Source organism: Janthinobacterium sp. EB271-G4-7A (assembly GCF_020858075.1).
In the GTDB taxonomy this organism is placed as follows: domain Bacteria; phylum Pseudomonadota; class Gammaproteobacteria; order Burkholderiales; family Burkholderiaceae_D; genus Janthinobacterium; species Janthinobacterium lividum.
The window spans coordinates 1-20703 of sequence record NZ_JACYMI010000009.1; the positions used below are offsets into that span (position 1 = coordinate 1).

The following is a 20703-nucleotide window of genomic DNA, read 5'->3' on the forward strand; positions in this document are numbered from 1 at the left end:
TTACCGTGGTCGACGTGGCCGATGGTGCCGACGTTGACGTGCGGCTTGGTCCGTTCGAATTTACCTTTTGCCATTTTATTCTTCCTTAGAACAATGATTTAAATGTAGGGACCGGCATTCTCGTGAAAGCCGGCCCGGAACTTCTATTACTTAGCTTTCGAGCTTACGATTGCTTCAGTCACATGCTTAGGTGCTTCAGCATAGTGCTTGAATTCCATCGTGTAAGTCGCACGACCTTGGGTCGACGAACGCAACGACGTGGCGTAACCGAACATTTCCGACAGAGGCACTTCGGCCTTGATGATCTTGCCGCCACCGCCAGCAATTTCATCCATACCTTGCACCATGCCGCGACGCGACGACAGATCGCCCATCACGGTACCGGCGTAGTCTTCCGGCGTTTCCACTTCCACGGCCATCATCGGCTCCAGGATGACTGGCGATGCTTTGCGGCAGCCATCTTTGAATGCCATCGAAGCGGCCATGCGGAATGCATTTTCGTTCGAGTCAACATCATGGTACGAACCGAAGAACAGCGTGACTTTAACGTCAACGACTGGGTAGCCAGCCATCACGCCCGAAGTCAGCGTGTCGCGCACACCTTTTTCAACTGCAGGGATGTATTCGCGAGGAACGGTACCGCCCTTGATCGCGTCAACGAATTCGAAGCCCTTGCCCGGTTCTTGCGGTTCGATCTTCAGAACCACGTGACCGTATTGACCACGACCACCCGATTGCTTGACGAATTTGCCTTCCGACTCTTCGCACACTTTACGGATCGTTTCGCGGTAAGCCACTTGTGGCTTGCCGACGGTCGCTTCAACGTTGAACTCACGCTTCATGCGGTCAACGATGATGTCCAGATGCAACTCGCCCATACCGGCGATGATGGTCTGGCCCGATTCTTCATCGGTACGCACGCGGAACGATGGATCTTCTGCTGCCAGACGGTTCAGCGCCAGGCCCATTTTTTCCTGGTCGGCCTTGGTTTTTGGCTCGACTGCCTGCGAAATCACTGGCTCAGGGAAGACCATGCGCTCCAGAACTACGCTGGCTTTTTCGTCGCAAAGCGTATCGCCAGTGGTGGTGTCTTTCAGACCCACAACGGCGGCGATGTCGCCAGCGCGCATTTCCTTGATTTCTTCGCGTTCGTTCGCTTGCATCTGCACGATACGGCCGATACGCTCTTTCTTCTGCTTCACGGAGTTCAACACCGAGTCGCCCGAATTCAGGGTACCCGAGTAGCAACGGATGAAGCACAACTGGCCCACGAACGGATCGGTTGCGATCTTGAACGCCAATGCCGAGAATTTCTCATTGTCGTCAGCTGCGCGCTCGACTGGCTGCTCGTCCTCGTCCAGACCTGGGACAGGTGGAATGTCGATTGGCGATGGCAGGTACTCGATGACCGCGTCCAGCATGGCTTGCACGCCCTTGTTTTTAAAGGCGGTACCGCACAACATTGGAACGATTTCGCTGGCGATGGTACGCTGACGCAGGGCAGCCTTGATCTCTTCTTCCGAGAGGTCGCCTTCTTCCAGGTACTTGTTCATCAGGTCTTCCGACGCTTCAGCAGCGGCTTCAACCATGTTTTCGCGCCACTTGGCAGCATCAGCGGCCAGGTGTGCAGGAATGTCGCCGTATTCAAACTTCATGCCTTGCGAAGCGTCGTCCCAGATAACCGCTTTCATCTTGACCAGATCGATAACACCGGTGAAGACGTCTTCAGCGCCGATAGGCATCTGAATAGGTACTGGGTTGGCTTTCAGACGCGAACGCATCTGATCGTAGACCTTGAAGAAGTTGGCGCCGGTACGGTCCATCTTGTTCACGAAGGCCAGACGTGGCACTTTGTACTTGTTAGCCTGACGCCATACCGTTTCCGATTGTGGCTGCACGCCGCCGACTGCACAGTAAACCATGCAGGCGCCATCCAACACGCGCATCGAACGTTCCACTTCAATGGTGAAGTCAACGTGGCCTGGGGTGTCGATGATGTTGATGTGGTGAGCTGGGAAGTTGTTTGCCATGCCTTTCCAGAAGCACGTAACAGCAGCCGAGGTAATCGTGATACCGCGCTCTTGCTCCTGTGCCATCCAGTCGGTGGTGGCAGCGCCATCATGGACTTCGCCCAGCTTGTGGTTCACGCCTGTGTAGAACAGGACGCGCTCGGTCGTGGTCGTCTTACCTGCATCGATGTGAGCGGAGATACCGATATTACGATAGCGCTCAATGGGGGTCTTGCGGGCCATAATTAATCCTAAATGAATGGACAAAACCGAGCAGCATTTTTTTGCAAAAATGAGCCCGGCCTCGAACAACAGATGCTTGACAGCCGCCTTGCGGTAGCTGGCTTTATATTAGAAGCGGAAATGCGAGAACGCTTTGTTCGCTTCAGCCATACGATGGACTTCGTCGCGTTTTTTCATCGCGCCGCCGCGGCTTTCAGCCGCTTCCATCAGCTCACCGCCGAGGCGTTGTGGCATCGATTTTTCGCTGCGCTTGTTAGCAGCTTCACGCAACCAACGCATGGACAGAGCCATACGACGGACTGGGCGAACTTCAACCGGCACCTGGTAGTTTGCACCACCGACGCGACGGGATTTCACCTCAACCAACGGCTTGGCGTTGTTGATTGCGGTAGCAAAAACTTCGAGTGGATCTTTGCCCGATTTTGCTGCGATGTGCTCGAAAGCACCGTAGATGATGTTTTCTGCAACCGATTTCTTACCGGACAGCATCAGCACGTTTACAAATTTAGCGACATCAGTGTTGCCGAATTTTGGATCTGGCAAAATTTCGCGCTTGGGTACTTCACGACGACGTGGCATATCAATTCCTTTCAATCTTCAGTTGAGCGCGCGTTCTTCGCACACTCGCGGACGACCATCATAGTCCTCCACTTACTCGACCAGATGCGGTCGACTACATTCACTTAGCTAGTTGCCACTGAGCGAAACTTGGGTTTGCTGCGTACAACTTATTACTTCTTGCCTGCTTTAGCGCGCTTGGTACCGTACTTCGAACGCGATTGCTTACGGTCTTTAACGCCTTGGGTATCCAGGGCACCGCGAACCATGTGGTAACGCACACCCGGCAAATCCTTGACGCGACCGCCGCGCAGCAGCACAACACTATGCTCTTGCAGGTTATGGCCTTCACCGCCAATGTACGAAATAACTTCGAAACCATTGGTCAGACGAACTTTAGCGACTTTACGCAGAGCCGAGTTTGGCTTCTTTGGAGTCGTGGTGTAAACACGTGTGCAGACGCCACGTTTTTGCGGGCTGTTTTCCAGCGCCGGCGATTTGCTCTTCACGGTCAAAGCGACGCGTGGATTGCGAATCAATTGATTGATGGTTGGCATCGTTATAAATCCAACAAAAAACTACGATTAATAACCCGGGCAAGATGCCCGGCGACTAAAACCTCGTCCCGCTTTCATCTACTGCGCACCGGAGGCGCCCGCAGCCACTCGATAAGGAGCGGCCATGAAATGCCAAGCAATACGTAAACGATGAGCAGAATAAAATCGAGAACTCGCTAGTTTAGACCTTGTGTTACAGGGGGTCAATCAGTTTACCGCTTTTTGCTATAAAAAAAGGCAAAAAAGAGGCGCTTTTGTGGCATTTTGACTAATCTTTGGCCGCAGCGCGCGGACACCGGCACTACGCGGCAATTAATGATTTGGCATTCTTTCTCTGCGGCCAAGCACCGGACGCGCACATTCTTGTATGACCGCAAGATAACAAAAGGATTGATAATAGCGGACATTTTTCGCTGCCCTTCCTTATGCGCTCCTTGCTTCGCCCCGCCAATCTGTTCCTGCTCCTGACGTATGCCTTGCTGACGGCCGTGCCCTTCATTCCCGCGCTGCTGGGGCGCGCCCCCGAGCATCCCTGGCAGATACTCACCTTCGAGCTGCTGGCCTGGCTGGCCGTCTGGAGCGTGTTCAAGCGCCCCGCGTATTTCCACTGGCTGCTGGTGCCTGCCTTCCTGGCCCTGCCGACGGAAATCTACCTGTTCATCTTCTATGGCCAGGGCATTTCCACGCACCACCTGGGCATCATCTTTGAAACCAGCCCCAAGGAAGCGATGGAATTCCTCGGGCAAAAAGTGTGGCTGATGGGCGCCGTCATGCTGGGCGTGATCGCCTGGTGCCTGCTCGGCTGGTATGCGGCCACGCGCACGCGCGACCTCGACTGGCGCGGCAAGACGCGCCCGGCCGCCTTCGTGCTGCTGATCCTGCTGGGCGGCTTCTGGTGGTATGGCTATGAATTTGGTTTCGAGGCCAAGGTCCTGCACAGCACTGCCGCATCGGCCAAGGCCAGCGGGCCGGCGGTCAGCGGCAAGGCGGGCGCCTCCGGCTTCGGCGACGCCAGCTCGGCCGACGATGAAACGGCCGAGGAAGACGAAGAAAGCAGCAAGCCGGAAAACGCCAGCATCGCCGGCGCCGACGAGACGGGCCTGGGCTGGCCCAGCCTGCCCCACTGGGCGCGCTTGCCCTACGCCTTCGACACTGTCAGCAACTCCTGGCCTTTCGGCCTGACCGCGCGCGGCTTCGATTTCTACAAGGAGCGTCGCTACCTGGCCGAGCTGGGACAGAAAAGCAGCAGCTTCCGTTTCGGCGCGCACCAGCAGCAACCCGATCCCCATCCGGAAGTGGTGGTCATGGTAATCGGCGAATCGTCGCGCTACGACCGCTGGAGCCTGAACGGCTATGAACGCGACACCAATCCCCTGCTGAAGCAGGAAGCCAACCTGGTGCCGCTGGCCGACGTCATCACGGCCGTTTCCGCCACGCGCCTGTCCGTGCCCGTCATCATCTCGCGCAAGCCGGCCACGCAAAGCCTCAAGGACGGCTTCTCGGAGAAATCCTTCCTCACCGCCTACAAGGAAGCGGGCTTCAAGACCTACTGGCTGTCGAACCAGATTTCGTTCGGCCAGTTCGACACGCCCGTGTCCGTCTTTGCCAAGGAAGCGGACGTAGTGCAATTCCTGAACCTGGGCGGCTTTACCAACAATTCAAACTTCGACCAGATCCTGTTCGACCCGTTCAAGAACGCGCTGGCCGACCCCGCGCCGAAAAAACTCATCGTGCTGCACACCCTGGGCAGCCACTGGAACTACAGCCAGCGCTATCCGAAAGCGTTCGACAAGTGGCAACCGTCGCTGTTCGGCGTCGACAAGCCCGTCTACACGGACACGGCCATCAAGCCGCAGCTGAACAACAGCTACGACAGTTCCATCCTGTACACGGACTGGTTCCTGTCGAACGTGATCGGCATGCTGAAGGACGATGGCCAGCGCACCGCCCTGCGCAGCTCGCTCGTCTATGTGGCCGACCATGGCCAGACCCTGTACGACGGCACCTGCCGCCTGGCCTTCCACGGCCACAACACGCAGTTCGAATTCCACGTGCCCGCCTTCGTCTGGTACTCGCCGCAATTCCAGCGGCACTATCCGGACAAGGTGACACAGCTGCAGCGCCATCAAAAGGCGCGCCTGTCGACGGAAAACATGTTCCATACGCTGCTCGATCTGGGCGACATCCGCTTCGCCGGCGAACAGCCCGAGTGGAGCATCGCCAGCCCCCGCTTCAAGCAGCACAAGCGCTACGTCGACAGCTACGGCTGGACCAACTACGACAACGCCATCATCCGCGGCGATTGCCGCGAAGTGATCGACAAGAGCACGCCGGAAAAGCAGGAAAAATAAGCGCGGCTATCAGGCCCGTTCGAGCACGCCGCCGCAATCGGCCGGCTGCGCCATGTGCGTGCTGAGCCAGTCGAAGACGCGCCCGGCCTTGTCTGCGATACCGGCGTCAAAGCCGCGCTGCGCCAGCAGGGCAATGCCATTCGTGGCCTGCAGCACGCCCGGCGCCAGCAGCAGCGCGCCGGCGTCATCGCGGCCCACGCACCACGGCGCCAGGCAGTCTTCCAGCAGCGGCCCCAATACCAGATTGTGCGACGAGACGATCACCAGGTGGCGCGCGGCCAGGGAATGCAGCACGGCGGCGGCCGCCGCCACGGATTCGAGGTGGTTCGTGCCGCGGAAGATTTCATCGATCAGGAACAGCGCCGGCGCGCCCTCCTCGGCCAGCGCCAGCAATTCGCGCGCGCGCCGCAATTCGGCGATATAGAGACTTTCGCCGCCGTCGAGCGAATCGTCATTCTGCATGCTCGCATACACGGCCAGGCGCGGCACGTCAGCGCTGTCCGCATAACAGAAGCCAAAGGCCCGCGCACAGACCAGGTTCAAGCCTATGCAACGCAGCAAGGTACTCTTGCCGATGCCGTTCTGGCCGGAGATGAAGCCGCCCTTGCCCTGCACGCCGAACGACAACGGCGCAGCGTTCTCCAGCAAGGGATGCAGCATGCCCCGCAAGGCCAGCGCGCGCGGCGCCGCAATGCCCGCCCAGCAAAACACGGGGGCCGCACGCAATTGCCGCGCCAGCGCCAGGTCCGCTTCCAGCTGGGCCACCTGGGTAAAGCTATCGCGCAGGAAGGGCAACTGCTGCGCGACCAGTTGGCGCGTGCGGAAATAGCGCTTGACGTTTTTCAGCAGGAGCCAGTCGCCATATTCGACCAGCAGCGTATCGATGAAGGGCACGTAATGCAGCAGCGAGCGCTCGATGGCGCGCGTCAGCTTGGCCGCCTGCGCGCTGCCGGTAGCCAATGGCAAGGCTGCCGGTACACCGAGCCGCACCAGCGCGGCACGGGTTTTCAGCAGATGGCGCAAGGTATCAAGCGTGCGTTCCCATAGCTTGGCGCTTTCGTAAAAACGCACCTGCACGGTCATCAGCGCAACACAGGCGGCCAGCACGCCAAACAGCGCCGGCCAACCTGCCAGCCAGCTGGTGGCGATGGCCAGCAGCAAGGCCAGCGGCACCAGCCATAGCCAGGCACTCCACCATGGCGCCGCTGCCAGCGCCGCACCGAACAGGGTCTCGCTCACTTCCGTATCGGCCTGGCGCAAGGGCAGGCAGGCGCGCTGCAGGCTCGCCGCCTGGGCCGGGTCGTCCAGCAATCGCTGGACGCGCGCAATGGAGCCAGGATCGGCCTGGCCGCCGCTAAGGCGTCGGTGCAGCTCCTGCTGGCCAAAGATGCTGGTCTCGCGCGCCAGTTGCGACGCGTACTGGTCGAGCAACAGTTCGTTCCAGGTCTGACCATCGAGCGATGGCGCCTCGCCCGTCAGCCGCTGCAGCATCGCCACGTCGCTGCGCGCAAAAGGATAATCGAGCGCTGGCGCAAAGGCACGGGCAGGGAAAATTTGCTGGAAAAACGGATGCATGGCGCCTTGGGGAGGAGTCAAAAAAGAGTCGCCACAGCAGATGCTGGCGATTGCCAATTTATCAAGTGTAACCTGCGCGGACGGACACGCTGGACAGCGCGGACACGGCGGACAGCCGGACGCCAGAATTTTTCCCGATTCAAATCAATGACTTAACAACTGGCATGGATCGTGCATTAGAAACGCTATCCTTCACGAGACCCGACCATGATCCGCGATACTTCCTCCCAAGACGCCGTACTGTCCGCCCCGCCGGGCCAGCGCCACAAGAAACGCGCCCTGCTGCTGGCCGGCGCCGCCGTCGTCATCGGCGCCGCCATCGCTGCCGTAGCCGGCTGGCGCAACAGCGAGCATTCCGTCAACGCCGACCGCCTGCGCATCGCCGACGTCACGCGCGGCACCCTGATCCGCGACGCCGCCGTGAACGGACGCGTGGTGGCCGCCATCAGCCCCACGCTGTATTCGACCACGGTGGCCACCGTCACGCTGAAAGCGAAGGCCGGCGACACCGTCAAAAAGGGCGATATCCTCGCCGTGCTGGAATCGCCCGACCTGTCGGACGCGCTGAAACGCGAGCAGTCGAGCGTGCAGCAGCTGGAAGCGGAAGTGGCGCGCCAGCAGATCCTGGCCAAGAAACAGAAACTGCTGGCCCGGCGCGAAGCGGATACGGCGGAAATCGAGCGCCTGTCCGCCCAACGCACGCTGGAGCGCTATGAAAGCGTGGCGCAGGTGGGCATCATTGCCAAGATCGATTACCAGAAGGCCAAGGATGCCTTGAATTCCGCCGAGATCCGCAGCAAGCACGCTTCGCAGGCGGCGGGCCTGGAAGGCGAGGACGTGACCCTGGCGCTGAAGACCCGGGTCAACGAACTGGAACGCCAGCGCCTGAGCCGCGACAACGCGCAGCGCAGGGTCGACGAGCTGACCGTGCGTGCGCCCGTCAATGGCTTCATCGGCACGCTGTCGGTGGCCAACCGCAGCGTGGTGCAGGCCAACACGGCCCTGATGACCCTGGTCGACCTGTCGCAGCTGGAAGTGGAGCTGGAAGTGCCGGAAACGTATGTGGCCGACATCGGCCTGGGCATGAGCGCCGAGATCGAGACGGGCGCCATCAAGGCGACCGGCAAGCTGTCGGCGCTGTCGCCCGAAGTGGTCAAGAACCAAGTGCTGGCGCGCGTGCGCTTCAACGGCGAACAGCCGGCCGGCCTGCGCCAGAACCAGCGCGTCTCGGCACGCCTGCTGATCGACGAGCGGCCCAATGTGCTGATGCTGGCGCGCGGTTCCTTCGTCGAAGCCGAAGGCGGACGCTTTGCCTACGTGGTGCGCGATGGCGTGGCCGTCCGCACGCCCATCAAGCTGGGCGCCACCAGCATCTCTGCCGTCGAGATTCTCGGTGGCCTGAAACTGGGCGACAAGGTGGTGGTCGCCGGCACGGAAAATTTCGCGAACGCGGCCCGCGTCGCACTCAATTAATTTCAGTCAACAAGGAGGCTTCCCATGCTGCGCATGCAAAACCTGAGCAAGATCTACCGCACCCACATGATCGAAACGCACGCGCTGCGCGGCTTCGAGATCCACGTCCGCCAGGGCGAATTCGTCACCGTCACGGGACCGTCCGGCTCCGGCAAGACGAGCTTCCTGAACATCGCCGGCCTGCTCGAGGAATTCACGGATGGCGAATACATCCTCGACGGTGTCAACGTCAGGGGCATGGACGACAATGCCCGCTCGCGCCTGCGCAATGAAAAACTGGGCTTCATCTTCCAGGGTTTCAATCTGATTCCCGACCTGTCGCTGTTCGACAATGTCGACGTACCGCTGCGCTACCGGGGTTTCAACCGCGCCGAACGCAAGGAGCGCATCGAGGAGGCGCTGGCCAAGGTGGGCCTGGCGTCGCGCATGAAGCACTATCCGGCCGAATTGTCGGGCGGCCAGCAGCAGCGCGTGGCCATCGCGCGCGCACTGGCCGGCTCGCCGAAACTGCTGCTGGCCGATGAACCGACGGGCAACCTGGACACGCAGATGGCGCGCGGCGTGATGGAGCTGCTGGAAGAAATCAATGCGCAAGGCACCACCATCCTGATGGTCACGCACGATCCGGAACTGGCGCTGCGCAGCCAGCGCAATGTGCACATCATCGACGGCCAGGTGTCGGACCTGGTACAGCATGGCGCCACGCTGTCGCTCAAGCCGCAGCACGCGACCGCCTAGGAGCCGCCATGTTCCACTACTATTTCAAGCTGGGCCTGCGCAACCTGCGCCGCAATCCCGCCCTGACGGCGCTGATGGTGCTGACCCTGGCCGTCGGCGTGGCCGCCAGCGTGGCCACCGTCACCATCCTGCATGCGATGTCGGGCGATCCACTGCCGCACAAGAGCGACCGCCTGTTCGTGCCGATGATCGATGTAGTTCCCTTGAAAGGCTATACGCCGGGCACCAAACCCAGCTTTGGCCAGTCACAGCTCGCCTATACCGATGCGAAGAACTTCATGGCCAGCAAGATGGGCATCCGCCGCAGTGTCATGTACGGCGTGGCCGGCCCCGTGGAGCCGGCGCGCAGGGACCTCGGCGCCTTCCGGGCCCAGGGCCTGGCCCCCACGCGCGATTTCTTCGCCATGTTTGAAGTACCCTTCCTGTATGGCCAGCCATGGAGCGAGGCCGACGACGCCAGCGGCGCCGACGTCATCGTCCTGAGCCGCGCCCTGGCGGAAAAGCTGCTGGGCACAGTCAATCCCGTGGGCCAGCGCGTGACGGTGCTGGGACGCCCCTATCTGGTCAGCGGCGTGCTCGATCGCTGGGATCCCGTGCCGCGCGTGCACCGCATCATCGGCAGCAAGGGCGCCTTTGGCACGGAAGATGAATTCTTCATTCCGTTTGCCAGTGCCATTCGCCACGAAACGGGACATGACGGCGGCATGGCCTGCAGCGGCGTCGAGCGCAGCCCCGGTTACCAGGGTATCCTGGCATCGGACTGCACCTGGCTGCAATTCTGGTTTGAAATGGCCAGCGCCGGCGAACGCAGCGAGCTGCAGGCTTATCTCGACAGCTATGCGGCCGAACAGCGCAAGCTGGGCCGCATGCCACGCCATGCGCCCAACATGCTGTACGACGTCAGGCAGTGGCTCGATTTCCTCAACGTGGTCGACAACGACAACAAGCTGGCTGCCTGGCTGGCCTTCGGCTTCCTGCTGCTCTGCCTGGTCAACACCATCGGCCTGCTGCTGGCCAAGTTCTCCGCGCGGGCGGCGGAAGTCGGCATCCGCCGCGCACTGGGCGCCACGCAGCGCGACATCTTTCGCCAGTTCCTGATCGAGACCGGCGTCATCGGCCTGGCCGGCGGCGTGCTGGGCCTGTTGCTGGCCTATGCCGCCCTGGCCGTGGTGAGCGCGCAATCGAGGGAGCTGGGCACCGTGGCGCACCTGGATGTCCCGATGCTGCTGCTGACGTTTGCCGTTTCCGTACTGGCGGCTTTGCTCGCAGGGCTGTTGCCCACCTGGCGCGCCTGCCAGGTCACGCCGGCGATGCAGCTCAAATCCCAATGACACCCACCTTTTCACAATGAGGCCCCACATGGAAATCCGCCCCATCCTGTCGGCGCTGATGCGCAACAAGACCGGCGCCGTGCTCGTCGCCGTGCAAGTTGCCATCAGCCTGGCCATCCTGGCCAACGCCTTGTACATCGTCAACCTGCGCCAGGCCATCGCCGCCCGTCCCACCGGCGTAGCGGCCGAAAACGACATCTTCTATGTCAAAGTCCAGAGCATGGACAAAGGCAGCCCGCAGCGCCAGATAGCCGAACAGAAGCGCCAGGCCGCGATACTGCGCGCCCTGCCGGGCGTGGTCTCCGTGGCGCAAACCACGCAGGCCGTGCTGTCGCGTTCCGGCAGCAGCACCAACGTCGCGGCCAAACGCGGACAGGCCGAGGCCAGCGCCGGCACCTCGATGTACGTCACGCCCGATTCGCTGGTCAGGACATATGGCCTGAAGCTGGTGGAAGGGCGCGATTTCCATCCCGACGAGGTCCCGGAAATCAATGAAGACATCGATGAAACCTTCCCCAAGGTGGTGATCGTGACGCGCGCCGCGGCGCAAAAAATCTGGCCAGGCGAAACCAGCTTTGTCGGCAAACCCCTGTTCAATGGCACCGGCGACAACGATGACGAGATGCGCGTGATCGGCGTGGTGGAACGGCTGCAGACGCAGGTCGGCCAGGTCAGCGCCCAGGGCGAGTATTCGATCATCCTGCCGGCGCGCCTGACGGGCGGGCGCGATTCGCTGCTATTTGCCGTGCGGGCAGAACCAGGCCAGCGCAACCGCCTGATGAAGGAGGCGGAACAAGCCATCCGCACGTCCAGCACCGAGCGCCTGCTGGTGCGCACGGATACCCTGGAGCAGCACCGCAAGACACGTTATCTGGCCGACCAGGGCTTGTCCTGGATGCTCATCGCCGTCAGCACCCTGCTGCTGCTGGTGACGGCCAGCGGCATCGTCGGCATCGCCAGCCTGTGGGTCTCGCAGCGGCGCAAGCAGATCGGCGTGCGCCGCGCGCTCGGTGCGCGCCGCATCGACATCCTGCGCTACTTCCTGACGGAGAATTTCATGATCACCAGCGTCGGCGTGGCGGCTGGCGTGGTGCTGGCGCTGGGCCTGAATCAGCTGCTGGTCAGCCAGCTGGAAATGGCGCGCCTGCCGCCCGGCTACCTGCTGGCCGGCGCGCTGGTATTCTGGCTGCTGGGCGTGGGCGCCGTGTATGGGCCAGCCTGGCGCGCTGCCAGTATTTCGCCGGCCACTGCCACCCGCAGTACCTGAGCCGGCACCTGAGTGATATGCTGCGCGCATGCCTACCGTACTGATTATTGACGACAATGCCGCCGTGGCCATCGCGCTGGACGTGCTGTTCTCCCTGCACGAGATCGACGCCGTGCGCGCCGCCTCGCCCGAGGAAGGCCTGCAGCTGCTCGAGCGCCACGCCATCGACCTGGTGGTGCAGGACATGAACTTCACGGCCGACACCACTTCGGGAGAGGAAGGCAGCGCGCTGTTCCACGCGATCCGCGCGCGCTACCCGGATCTGCCCGTGATCCTGCTGACGGCATGGACACAGCTCGACGCGGCCGTCGACCTGATCAAGTCCGGCGCGGCCGACTACCTGGCCAAGCCATGGGATGACCGGCGCCTGATCGCTTCCGTGCAGAACCTGCTGGAACTGGGACAGGCCAGCCGCGCGCTGCGCCAGCGCGTGGTGGCCGAGCAGCGCCAGCGCCTCGCGCTGGAAAAAGACTTCGACTTGCGCGGCATGGTGTGGCAAGACCCGGCCACGGAAAGAGTCGTGCACCTGGCGTGCCAGGTGGCCCGGGCCGACGTGCCCGTGCTCATTTCCGGGCCAAACGGCAGCGGCAAGGAACGCATCGCCGCCATCGTGCAAGCCAATTCCCAGGTCGCCAGCGGCCCCTTCGTCGTGCTCAATTGCGGCGCCGTGCCGGTCGAGCTGATCGAGGCGGAACTGTTCGGTGCCGAGGCGGGCGCCTACACGGGCATCACGCGCGCGCGCGACGGCAAGTTCGACGCGGCGGACGGCGGCACCTTGTTCCTCGACGAGATCGGCAACCTGCCGCTGGCCGGGCAAATGAAACTGCTGCGCGTACTGGAAACGGGACGCTTCGAGCGCCTCGGCTCGAACCGCGAACGGCAAGTGAAAGTGCGCGTCATCAGCGCCAGCAACGCCGACCTGCCGGCGATGATCAAGGCCGGCACGTTTCGCGAAGACCTGTTCTACCGCCTGAACGTGATCGAACTGCGCCTGCCGCCGCTGGCCCAGCGCCCGCTCGACATCCTGGTGCTGGCACAGCATTTCCTGGGCAGCGAAAAAACCCTGGACGCGCAAGCGCAGGCCACCCTGCTGGCGCACGGCTGGCCCGGCAACGTACGCGAACTGAAAAACGTCATGCAGCGCGCCAGCCTGCTGACGACCGGTCCCGTGATCCGCGCACAGGAAACGGGCTTGCCGCTGGCGGGTGTGCCATCGCTGCGCGCGCCGCAGGATGGCGCAGCGACGGAGCCGGACCGCGACAGCGTCACTGCGGCGCTCGCGCGCGCACACGGCGTGGTAGCGCAGGCGGCACAGGAACTGGGGCTGTCGCGCCAGGCGCTGTACCGGCGCATGGAACGCCTGGGCATCGCGCGCGGCTGATGGCCTACCGTCCCATGCGCCTTTCCCTGCTCACGCGCTGGACGGCGCTGATCGTCACCCTGCTGGTGCTGGGCATCGTCATCGCCCTGCTGCTCGCGCATTTTTTACCCGGCCAGCCACTGCTGGTGCTGGCGGGTACCCTGCTGTGCGTGCTGCCGGTGGCCGTGATTACCATCCGCGCGCAGCTGCAAGCGATGCTGTCGCTGTTTCGCGCCTTGAGCGGCACCGTCGCCAGCTACCAGGACGGCGACTTCGGCTTCAGCCTGCGCTGGCCGCAGAATGACGAACTGGCCGACCTGGTGGCGGCCCATAATGCGCTGGGCGACGTGCTGCGCAAGCAGCGCCTGGACCTGGTGCAGCGCGAACTGCTGCTCGACACCATGGTGCAAAACACGCCGGTGGCCATGCTGCTGGTGGCCGAGGGCAGCGCTATCGTCTACGCCAACCTGGCCGCGCGCCAGCTGCTGCACCACGGCCGCCGGCTCGAGGGGCATCACCTGGCCGACATCGTGCAACAGGCGGCGCCGGCCCTGGCCGAAGCGCTGGCGCGCCGCCACGACGGCTTGTTTACCAGCGGCGAAGGGGAGCAGGAAGAGGTATATCACCTGGCGCGGCGCAGCTTCAGCCTGAACGGGCGCAAGCACGAACTGCTGCTGTTGCGCCAGCTGACCCTGGAACTGCGGCGCCAGGAAGTGCAGACCTGGAAAAAAGTCATCCGCGTCATCAGCCATGAACTCAACAACTCGCTGGCGCCGCTGGCCTCGCTGGCCCATTCCGGCGCCGAGCTGGTGCGCCGCGGCCAGACGGAGCGCCTGCCGCAAATCCTTGCCACCATCGAGGAGCGCACGCGCCACCTGGAAACCTTCATCCTCGGCTATGCGCGCTTTGCCAAGCTGCCCGCGCCACGCCTGGCGCCGTGCGAGTGGCAGCCTTTTCTCGACAGCCTGGCCTCGCAGGCGGCCTTCACGCTCGACTGCGTACCGCCCGCACAGGCGGCCGTGTTCGATGCGGCGCAAATGCAGCAGGCACTGTTGAACCTGCTCAAGAATGCGCTGGAATCCGGTTCGCGGCAAGAGCATATCGGCCTGCACGTCAGCCAGGCGCAAGGGCAGCTGCGCATCGAAGTGCGCGACCGCGGCCCGGGCATGAGCGGCGCCGTGCTGGAAAACGCGCTGGTACCGTTTTATTCCACCAAGCGCAGCGGCACGGGACTTGGCCTGGCGCTGGCGCGCGAAATCGCCGAAGCCCATGGCGGGCGCATCACCCTGGCCAACCGCGAAGGTGGCGGCCTGGCGGTGACATTGATTCTGCCCTTGCTGGACAGAAATTAGTTACTGGCGTAACGATTTTTTCATCACACGCTACGCAATTATTTTTCGGTACAATATTGACAATTAGAGTTTTTAATATTGCAACTTCATGGGCGCCATGCCCGTGTGTTAGAAATAAGCTATTTAAGTTTGCATAATGATATAAAAATAGCTCATTGACAATGAAATGTCCTGGCGATAATTTATCTGAGCGGCACGGTTTTTTTTGAAACATTAATCGTTTTTTCGCGGGGATAAATATGAAACTGAAATCACTCATCGCAGCAGCGGTACTGGGCGCTGCAACCATCGGTAGCGCATATGCTGCGTCGTACACCATCAACCTGACCAACACCACGGGCAACCTGTGGACGGGGGGCTTCAACGCCACTCCCACGCCGCTAGGCGTCTTTACCGATACGTTCACGTTCACTCCCGACGCGACTTTCGGTTCGACCGCGCAAGCCTTCCTGGCCAACCTGTCGGTCACGGGCAGCGACCCGGCTTCCATCAACTTCACCAGCGCCAATCTGAACGGCATCTCCCTGACCGGTTTTGGCGGCCCCACTGTCTTCGGCTATGCCCAGGGCGAGGTGCTGGCGCCAACCACACTGCTGTTCAACGGTCCGATGGTCCTCACCGTCATGGGCAACAGCAACGGCGGCAGCTATGGCGGCACCTTCAACCTGAACCTGGCGCCCGTTCCTGAACCGGAAACGTATGGCATGCTGCTGGCCGGCCTGGGCATACTGGGCTTCCTGGCACGACGCCGCAAGCAATCTTGAGCGCACCACCCAAAAGACGCTGCGGCGTCTTTTTTTCACCCGGCTGCTAAACTGGCGCCATGACGACCGACTTTACCTCCACCAGCCATACCGCTTTCAGCCACCCGGGCCACCCGCCTGCCACCACCACCGAACACCGCGGCATCCGTTACCTGCACCTGGGAACCAAGTGGGTGCAGGGCGCCATGCGCCTGGACAAGCCAGATGCCATCGAGCTCGAATACGTGCAGATGATGATGATGTGGATGCTGTTCAAGACGCAGCCCAAACGCATCGTGCAGCTGGGACTGGGCAGCGCCGCGCTGACCAAATTCAGCTACCGCCGCTTCCCCGAGGCCACGGTCACGGCCATCGAACTCAATCCGAACGTGATCGCCATCTGCGGCGCCCAGTTCGCGCTGCCGCCGAACGACGCGCGCCTCGATGTGCGTGAAATGAATGCGCTCGACTTCGTGCTCGATCCTGCCAACCACGGCACGGTCGACGCGCTGCAAGTGGACCTGTACGACGAAGACGCGCGCGGTCCTGTGCTCGACACGCCAGAGTTCTACCAGGCTTGCCACGACTGCCTGGCCGACGACGGCATCATGTGCACGAATGTCTTCGGCGACTTCCCCAACTACGACAAGAATCTACAGGCGATGGAACTGGTTTTCGACGCCGTCGTCTGGGTGCCGGAAATGGAAGATGAAAACATCGTCGTGCTGGCCTTCAAAAAATCGCCATCGCTCGACTTCAGCGATTTATACGAACGCGCCGCCGCCATCAGGAAGCAGTTCAACCTGCCCGCCAAGAACTGGGTCAATGGCTTGAAGCAGTGGATGCAGGACCAGCAGTAAGCCATGCGATCTCATTCCAGGACAGGCTGCCAGTTTCCTGCGGCGCGATAAAACCCCAGGCTCTTGCCGCCGTTGAAGCGCGCGGCTTTCATCAGGCCGGCGAGCTCGCTGGAGATCAACAGGTCGCCCGATTGCGCATCCCTGGCGATCTGCCTGGGCGCCAGTTCCTCGTCGCGCAAAAACGTCCGCGTGAAGTAGATGATGTTGCCCTTGTCATCTTTTTCCGCGATTGAACGTTCGAGGTCCACCGTCTGTACGAGTTGCGTCGCATTCACGATGTAAAACGGCTGCTCCACCGGTTCATCGCCCGCCATGATGCAGGCGGGGGCGAGCAATTCCACGTCCTGACCGACGGCGCCGGCGAGGAACCCGGCCAGACGGGCCGAGACCAGCGGCACGTCCCCCAGCAGCCACAGACAGTCGTGCTTCAGGAGCCTTTCCCTGGTGCAGACGAAATGCACGGGTGGCCTGTCCATGCCGAACGGATATGGAGCCCCCTGCAGCAGCGCCAGATAGTCGAAGTTCGATCCTGCCGTCTCATATGATCCACATTCCTTGTCGTAGGAGCCGGTCAGTTTGTCATGGTAATCAACCGGGGCTTTCCAGCTCAGTATCATGGGTAGTCCTCTTCCTCGTCCTGGCAAAGGCCTATTGTGACCGCTTCGCCTGCCCAGCCGCGCCAGCTTGCGCAAGCAGCGCGCCCAGGCGGCGTGCCAGGCCGTCCATGTTCTCGGCCGGCACCTGCGCATAACCGAGCAGGAACCCGTTCCAGCCCATCCCTTCTCCCGTTCCATGCGCGGACAGGGCGAGCGCCACGATGCCGTCCTGCGCGGCGCTCCGGCTCAGCGCCAGGTCATCCCATTCCGCTTCATGAAAACGCAGCGCCAGGTGCATGCCGGCCGTGCCGCCATGGATGGCCGCGCCGCCACACGCATGGCGCTGCAAGGCCTCGCTCAAGGCGTCGCGGCGCTGGCGGTACAGGCGGCGCATGCGGCGCACGTGGCGCGCAAACAGGCCGCTGCGCAGGAAGTCGGCCAGCGCCAGCTGTTCGGCTACCCGTCCGCGCGCGGCGCCCTGCGCCTGCATCTGCGCGAAGGCGCCGGCCAGCGCGGACGGCACGACGATAAAGGCGATGCGCAAGGCGGGAAACATGGTCTTGCTGAAGGTGCCCAGGTACACGACGGGCGCGTCGGCCACCAGTCCCTGCATAGCGGCCAGGGGCGGGCCGCCATGGCGAAATTCGCTGTCGTAATCGTCTTCGATGATCAAGGCGCCGGCCGCGCGCGCGCGTTCGAGCAGCGCCATGCGGCGCGCGGGACTGAGCACGCTGCCCGTCGGATACTGGTGCGACGGCGTGGTGTAGATCAGGCGCGGCGGCGTCTCGCGCCAATCGTCATCCGTCGGCGCGATGCCATCCATGTCAACGGCGATGCCCGTCACCTGCAAGCCGGCGCCGCGGCCCGCAGCCAGCGCGCCGCCATAGCCGGGATGCTCGATCCACAAGGTATCGCCCTGGTCGGCAAAGGCGCGCAGGCAGACATCGAGGCTGCTCTGCGTGCCGTCCGTGATGAACACCTGGCCCGCATCGCAGACGACGCCGCGCGCGGCGCGCAAATGCTCGGCGATGGCCATGCGCAGCTGCGGCTCGCCGGCAGGGTCGCCGTAATTGAGCTGGCGCGGCGTCAGCGCCCGCCATGCGCGGTCCAGCATGCGCCGCCACTGCGCCAGCGGGAATTCATCGAGCGCCGGCACGCCAGGCGCGAACGCGCCCATGGCGTCGGCGGGAAACACCAGCGCCGCATTCACATCCTGTCCCGCCACGCCGCGCAAATGCCGGGCGCGGCGCGACAAGCCATCCTTGCTGCCGGCCGCCGGCACGGCTTCCGGCATGCCGGCGCTGCCGGCGACGACGGTGCCGCGCCGGTCCGGCAAGACAAACCCTTCGCTGGCCAATTGCTCGTAGGCGTACAGCACGGTATTGCGCGCCAGTCCCAGTTCGGCGGCCAGCACGCGCGTGGCGGCCAGCCGCGTGCCGGGCGCCAGCTGCCCGTTGCGGATCGCCGCGCGCAGGCATTCATGCAGCAGGCGCTGGCGCGGCCAGCCCCGCTCGCGGTGCGTGCGCTCGAATGCATCAAGCAGCAAAGCAAAATCCATGCGTTTCCTTGGTGGCTCCAAATTATTTGTCGGTTCTGGATCTTTTTTCAGGGCCAGATGCCGATTATAGTGCGGCCTGCTTCTTCAACCAACCGGACTTCCGCCATGACCGCTACCGCCCTGCCTCCCAGCCCCCGTACCCGCGTGCGCCGCGTCGCCGAACTGGCCAGCTACGAGCAAGCCAGCCTGTACACCATCGTCGATGCCGCCTACCTGTGCCATATCGCCTTCCGCGACGACACGGGCAGCCATTGCATCCCGACCGCCTGCTGGCGCATCGGCGGCTACCTGTACATCCATGGCTCGAACGGCAGCCGCATGCTCAAGCAGCTCTTGCACGATACCGATGTGTGCGTGACGGTGAGCCATCTCGACGGCCTGGTGCTGGCGCGCTCCGCCTTCAATCACACGATGAACTACCGCTCGGCGATGGTGTACGGGCAGTTTGAAAAAGTAAGCGATATCGGCCAGCAGCATGCGGCCATGGATGCGCTGATGGAAAAACTGGCGCCGGGACGCCTGGCCCAGGTGCGCGGCGGCAGCGCCAAGGAATACGCGGCCACCACCGTGCTGCGCATCGCGCTCGACGAATGCGCCGTCAAGCAGCGCAAGGGCGGCCCGCTCGACGACGCGGGCGACATGGCGCATGCCGTCTGGACGGGCGAACTGCCGTTTACGCACGGGCGGGGCACGGCCATCGCCGATGCACTCAACACCAGCGAAATTCCCGCATATGCCGCCGCATGGCGGACGGAATCCGCTTGACCGGCCAGCGTCCTTGCCCGATGATCGGCGTTGATGGCGATCGCCACCAATTGAGCAACCGACCCAATCACGCATGGAGCATATGATGATGAAGCGAGTAACCCTGGCCGCGGCCTTGACGGTCATGCTGGCCTGTGGCGGCAGCGGTGCGGCACTGGCCGCCGATGCGGGCGACGCGGCCCTGAAGGCGGCCATCGCCGGCAGTGCGCGCACGCCGGCCAACGCGCTGCGCGACAGCGCCCGCCATCCGTATGAAACGCTGGCGTTCTTCGGCATCAAGCCGACCATGACGGTGGTGGAACTGGCGCCCGGCGGCGGCTGGTACACGGAGATCCTGGCGCCCTACCTGCGCGACAACGGCAAGCTGATCGCCGCCGGCAACGACCCGCAGTCAAGCAGCGAAGGCGCCCGCCGCGGCGCGGCGCGCTTCCAGCAAAAGCTCGACGCCAACCCGGCGGCTTTCGGCAAGGTGGAAATCGGCGCCTTCGCGCCCCCCACCACCTACCGCATCGCGCCCAAGGGCACGGCCGACATGGTGCTCACCTTCCGCAATATCCACAACTGGATACCCATCGGCGAAGCCGGCATGCAGACCTTATTCAAGGAAGTGTATGACAGCCTGAAACCGGGCGGCGTGTTCGGCGTCGTCGAGCACCGCCTGCCGGCCAACAAGGCGCAGGATGCCACGGCCAGCAGCGGCTACATGCACGAAGCGTATGTGATCAAGCTGGCCGAAGGCGCAGGTTTCAAACTGGCGGCCAAGTCGGACATCAACGCCAATCCGAAAGACCATGCCGACCACCAGGGCGGTGTGTGGGCGCTGCCACCGACCTATGCCAACAAGGATGTGGACCGGGCCAAATACACGGCCATCGGCGAGAGCGACCGCATGACCCTGAAATTCGTCAAGCCCTGAGTCACTGACAAGACGATGGCGGCGGGCCGAAACGGTGCGCCGCCATCGTCCTGTGCGCGCAGCGCGCCTTACAGGTAAATGCCGTACACGCCACACAGGCGCTTGACCAGGGAGCAGGAGCTGGCATCGCCATCCGTCACGCACGCGGTATAGGCTTCCTCGCAGGTTTCACGGGTTGGCAGGGCATATGCGGAAGAACTGATGGCGCCGGCAAAACCGACGGCGGCGCAAAAGACAAATACGGCTTTTTTCACATTGATCATTTTTATCCCGTTCCCAAAGAGTTGAGTTGTTATATAAAACCACTGGAAGACAAAGACGCCAGCCGCCAGAAACTGCCTGTCGAGAGACGAATTTCGTGGCGCACGGAAATAGTAACACCTTGAAAAGTTAATAAATACGCAAACAAGAAAACAAGATAACGTTTCTTTTTCATCCCATTTCATGGAAT

18 protein-coding genes and 1 pseudogene are annotated in these 20703 nt (G+C 62.5%); 11 read left to right on the top strand and 8 right to left on the bottom strand.

What is annotated here, in order from left to right; genetic code table 11:
- From IGS58_RS28640 to rpsL, 4 genes and pseudogenes are all read right to left on the bottom strand, one after another.
- Window positions 1-74: pseudogene (locus tag IGS58_RS28640) on the bottom strand (GTP-binding protein); the annotation flags it as partial.
- 72 nt (window positions 75-146) lie between these two features.
- On the bottom strand, window positions 147-2252 hold the full coding sequence (fusA, locus tag IGS58_RS28645; protein WP_034753184.1) for an elongation factor G: 2106 nt from the start codon (window positions 2250-2252) through the stop codon (window positions 147-149).
- A gap of 108 nt (window positions 2253-2360) precedes the next feature.
- The gene (gene rpsG / locus IGS58_RS28650; RefSeq protein ID WP_010394377.1) at window positions 2361-2831 is read right to left on the bottom strand and encodes a 30S ribosomal protein S7; all 471 of its coding nucleotides are present in this window, start codon (window positions 2829-2831) and stop codon (window positions 2361-2363) included.
- 152 nt (window positions 2832-2983) lie between these two features.
- Window positions 2984-3367 (bottom strand): 30S ribosomal protein S12, encoded by a 384-nt coding sequence (rpsL, locus tag IGS58_RS28655; protein ID WP_010394376.1) that lies wholly within the window; start codon window positions 3365-3367, stop codon window positions 2984-2986.
- Between the two features lie 425 nt (window positions 3368-3792).
- On the opposite strand from rpsL, the gene IGS58_RS28660 reads away from it, so the two are divergent.
- On the top strand, window positions 3793-5718 hold the full coding sequence (locus IGS58_RS28660) for a phosphoethanolamine transferase (protein ID WP_230523287.1): 1926 nt from the start codon (window positions 3793-3795) through the stop codon (window positions 5716-5718).
- A 9-nt stretch (window positions 5719-5727) separates the two neighbouring features.
- On the opposite strand, the gene IGS58_RS28665 is transcribed toward IGS58_RS28660, so the two are convergent.
- On the bottom strand, window positions 5728-7314 hold the full coding sequence (locus IGS58_RS28665) for a MutS-related protein (protein ID WP_230523288.1): 1587 nt from the start codon (window positions 7312-7314) through the stop codon (window positions 5728-5730).
- Window positions 7315-7500: 186 nt separating this feature from the next.
- Here IGS58_RS28665 and IGS58_RS28670 point away from each other — a divergent pair, with 186 nt between their 5' ends.
- From IGS58_RS28670 to IGS58_RS28705, 8 genes are all read left to right on the top strand, one after another.
- Window positions 7501-8766, top strand: coding sequence for an efflux RND transporter periplasmic adaptor subunit (locus tag IGS58_RS28670; protein ID WP_230523289.1), 1266 nt, complete (start codon window positions 7501-7503; stop codon window positions 8764-8766).
- Between the two features lie 24 nt (window positions 8767-8790).
- On the top strand, window positions 8791-9504 hold the full coding sequence (locus IGS58_RS28675; RefSeq protein WP_070259929.1) for an ABC transporter ATP-binding protein: 714 nt from the start codon (window positions 8791-8793) through the stop codon (window positions 9502-9504).
- 8 nt (window positions 9505-9512) lie between these two features.
- Entirely contained in the window at window positions 9513-10835 is a 1323-nt protein-coding gene (locus IGS58_RS28680) for an ABC transporter permease (protein WP_070259931.1), read from the top strand.
- A gap of 28 nt (window positions 10836-10863) precedes the next feature.
- Window positions 10864-12102: an ABC transporter permease gene (locus tag IGS58_RS28685; protein WP_230523290.1), complete on the top strand. Its 1239-nt coding sequence runs from the start codon at window positions 10864-10866 to the stop codon at window positions 12100-12102.
- Between the two features lie 28 nt (window positions 12103-12130).
- On the top strand, window positions 12131-13483 hold the full coding sequence (locus IGS58_RS28690) for a sigma-54-dependent transcriptional regulator (protein ID WP_230523291.1): 1353 nt from the start codon (window positions 12131-12133) through the stop codon (window positions 13481-13483).
- Entirely contained in the window at window positions 13483-14814 is a 1332-nt protein-coding gene (locus IGS58_RS28695) for a sensor histidine kinase (RefSeq protein ID WP_081345886.1), read from the top strand. Before IGS58_RS28690 ends, IGS58_RS28695 begins: the two co-directional genes overlap by 1 nt.
- A gap of 239 nt (window positions 14815-15053) precedes the next feature.
- Window positions 15054-15578, top strand: a complete 525-nt coding sequence (locus IGS58_RS28700; protein ID WP_070259937.1) for an FxDxF family PEP-CTERM protein — start codon at window positions 15054-15056, stop codon at window positions 15576-15578.
- Between the two features lie 59 nt (window positions 15579-15637).
- Window positions 15638-16417: a spermidine synthase gene (locus IGS58_RS28705; RefSeq protein ID WP_230523292.1), complete on the top strand. Its 780-nt coding sequence runs from the start codon at window positions 15638-15640 to the stop codon at window positions 16415-16417.
- 11 nt (window positions 16418-16428) lie between these two features.
- Here IGS58_RS28705 and IGS58_RS28710 read toward each other — a convergent pair whose 3' ends face one another.
- Window positions 16429-17034, bottom strand: a complete 606-nt coding sequence (locus IGS58_RS28710; RefSeq protein WP_230523293.1) for a hypothetical protein — start codon at window positions 17032-17034, stop codon at window positions 16429-16431.
- A gap of 31 nt (window positions 17035-17065) precedes the next feature.
- Window positions 17066-18571, bottom strand: coding sequence for a MocR-like pyridoxine biosynthesis transcription factor PdxR (pdxR, locus tag IGS58_RS28715; protein ID WP_230523294.1), 1506 nt, complete (start codon window positions 18569-18571; stop codon window positions 17066-17068).
- A gap of 105 nt (window positions 18572-18676) precedes the next feature.
- On the opposite strand from pdxR, the gene IGS58_RS28720 reads away from it, so the two are divergent.
- Entirely contained in the window at window positions 18677-19336 is a 660-nt protein-coding gene (locus IGS58_RS28720; RefSeq protein WP_230523295.1) for a pyridoxamine 5'-phosphate oxidase family protein, read from the top strand.
- An 85-nt stretch (window positions 19337-19421) separates the two neighbouring features.
- The gene (locus tag IGS58_RS28725) at window positions 19422-20252 is read left to right on the top strand and encodes a class I SAM-dependent methyltransferase (protein ID WP_081345890.1); all 831 of its coding nucleotides are present in this window, start codon (window positions 19422-19424) and stop codon (window positions 20250-20252) included.
- A gap of 68 nt (window positions 20253-20320) precedes the next feature.
- On the opposite strand, the gene IGS58_RS28730 is transcribed toward IGS58_RS28725, so the two are convergent.
- Window positions 20321-20698: a hypothetical protein gene (locus IGS58_RS28730; RefSeq protein WP_139144276.1), complete on the bottom strand. Its 378-nt coding sequence runs from the start codon at window positions 20696-20698 to the stop codon at window positions 20321-20323.
- Between the last annotated feature and the right edge of the window lie 5 nt (window positions 20699-20703).

Excerpts from the sequence above, each read along its gene's own strand:
- fusA (WP_034753184.1), bottom strand. The coding sequence starts at position 2,252 with ATGGCCCGCAAGACCCCCATTGAGCGCTATCGTAATATCGGTATCTCC.
- rpsG (WP_010394377.1), bottom strand. The coding sequence starts at position 2,831 with ATGCCACGTCGTCGTGAAGTACCCAAGCGCGAAATTTTGCCAGATCCA.
- rpsL (WP_010394376.1), bottom strand. The coding sequence starts at position 3,367 with ATGCCAACCATCAATCAATTGATTCGCAATCCACGCGTCGCTTTGACC.
- IGS58_RS28660 (WP_230523287.1), top strand. The coding sequence starts at position 3,793 with ATGCGCTCCTTGCTTCGCCCCGCCAATCTGTTCCTGCTCCTGACGTAT.
- IGS58_RS28670 (WP_230523289.1), top strand. The coding sequence starts at position 7,501 with ATGATCCGCGATACTTCCTCCCAAGACGCCGTACTGTCCGCCCCGCCG.
- IGS58_RS28675 (WP_070259929.1), top strand. The coding sequence starts at position 8,791 with ATGCTGCGCATGCAAAACCTGAGCAAGATCTACCGCACCCACATGATC.
- IGS58_RS28680 (WP_070259931.1), top strand. The coding sequence starts at position 9,513 with ATGTTCCACTACTATTTCAAGCTGGGCCTGCGCAACCTGCGCCGCAAT.
- IGS58_RS28685 (WP_230523290.1), top strand. The coding sequence starts at position 10,864 with ATGGAAATCCGCCCCATCCTGTCGGCGCTGATGCGCAACAAGACCGGC.
- IGS58_RS28690 (WP_230523291.1), top strand. The coding sequence starts at position 12,131 with ATGCCTACCGTACTGATTATTGACGACAATGCCGCCGTGGCCATCGCG.
- IGS58_RS28695 (WP_081345886.1), top strand. The coding sequence starts at position 13,483 with ATGGCCTACCGTCCCATGCGCCTTTCCCTGCTCACGCGCTGGACGGCG.
- IGS58_RS28700 (WP_070259937.1), top strand. The coding sequence starts at position 15,054 with ATGAAACTGAAATCACTCATCGCAGCAGCGGTACTGGGCGCTGCAACC.
- IGS58_RS28705 (WP_230523292.1), top strand. The coding sequence starts at position 15,638 with ATGACGACCGACTTTACCTCCACCAGCCATACCGCTTTCAGCCACCCG.
- IGS58_RS28710 (WP_230523293.1), bottom strand. The coding sequence starts at position 17,034 with ATGATACTGAGCTGGAAAGCCCCGGTTGATTACCATGACAAACTGACC.
- pdxR (WP_230523294.1), bottom strand. The coding sequence starts at position 18,571 with ATGGATTTTGCTTTGCTGCTTGATGCATTCGAGCGCACGCACCGCGAG.
- IGS58_RS28720 (WP_230523295.1), top strand. The coding sequence starts at position 18,677 with ATGACCGCTACCGCCCTGCCTCCCAGCCCCCGTACCCGCGTGCGCCGC.
- IGS58_RS28725 (WP_081345890.1), top strand. The coding sequence starts at position 19,422 with ATGATGAAGCGAGTAACCCTGGCCGCGGCCTTGACGGTCATGCTGGCC.
- IGS58_RS28730 (WP_139144276.1), bottom strand. The coding sequence starts at position 20,698 with ATGAAATGGGATGAAAAAGAAACGTTATCTTGTTTTCTTGTTTGCGTA.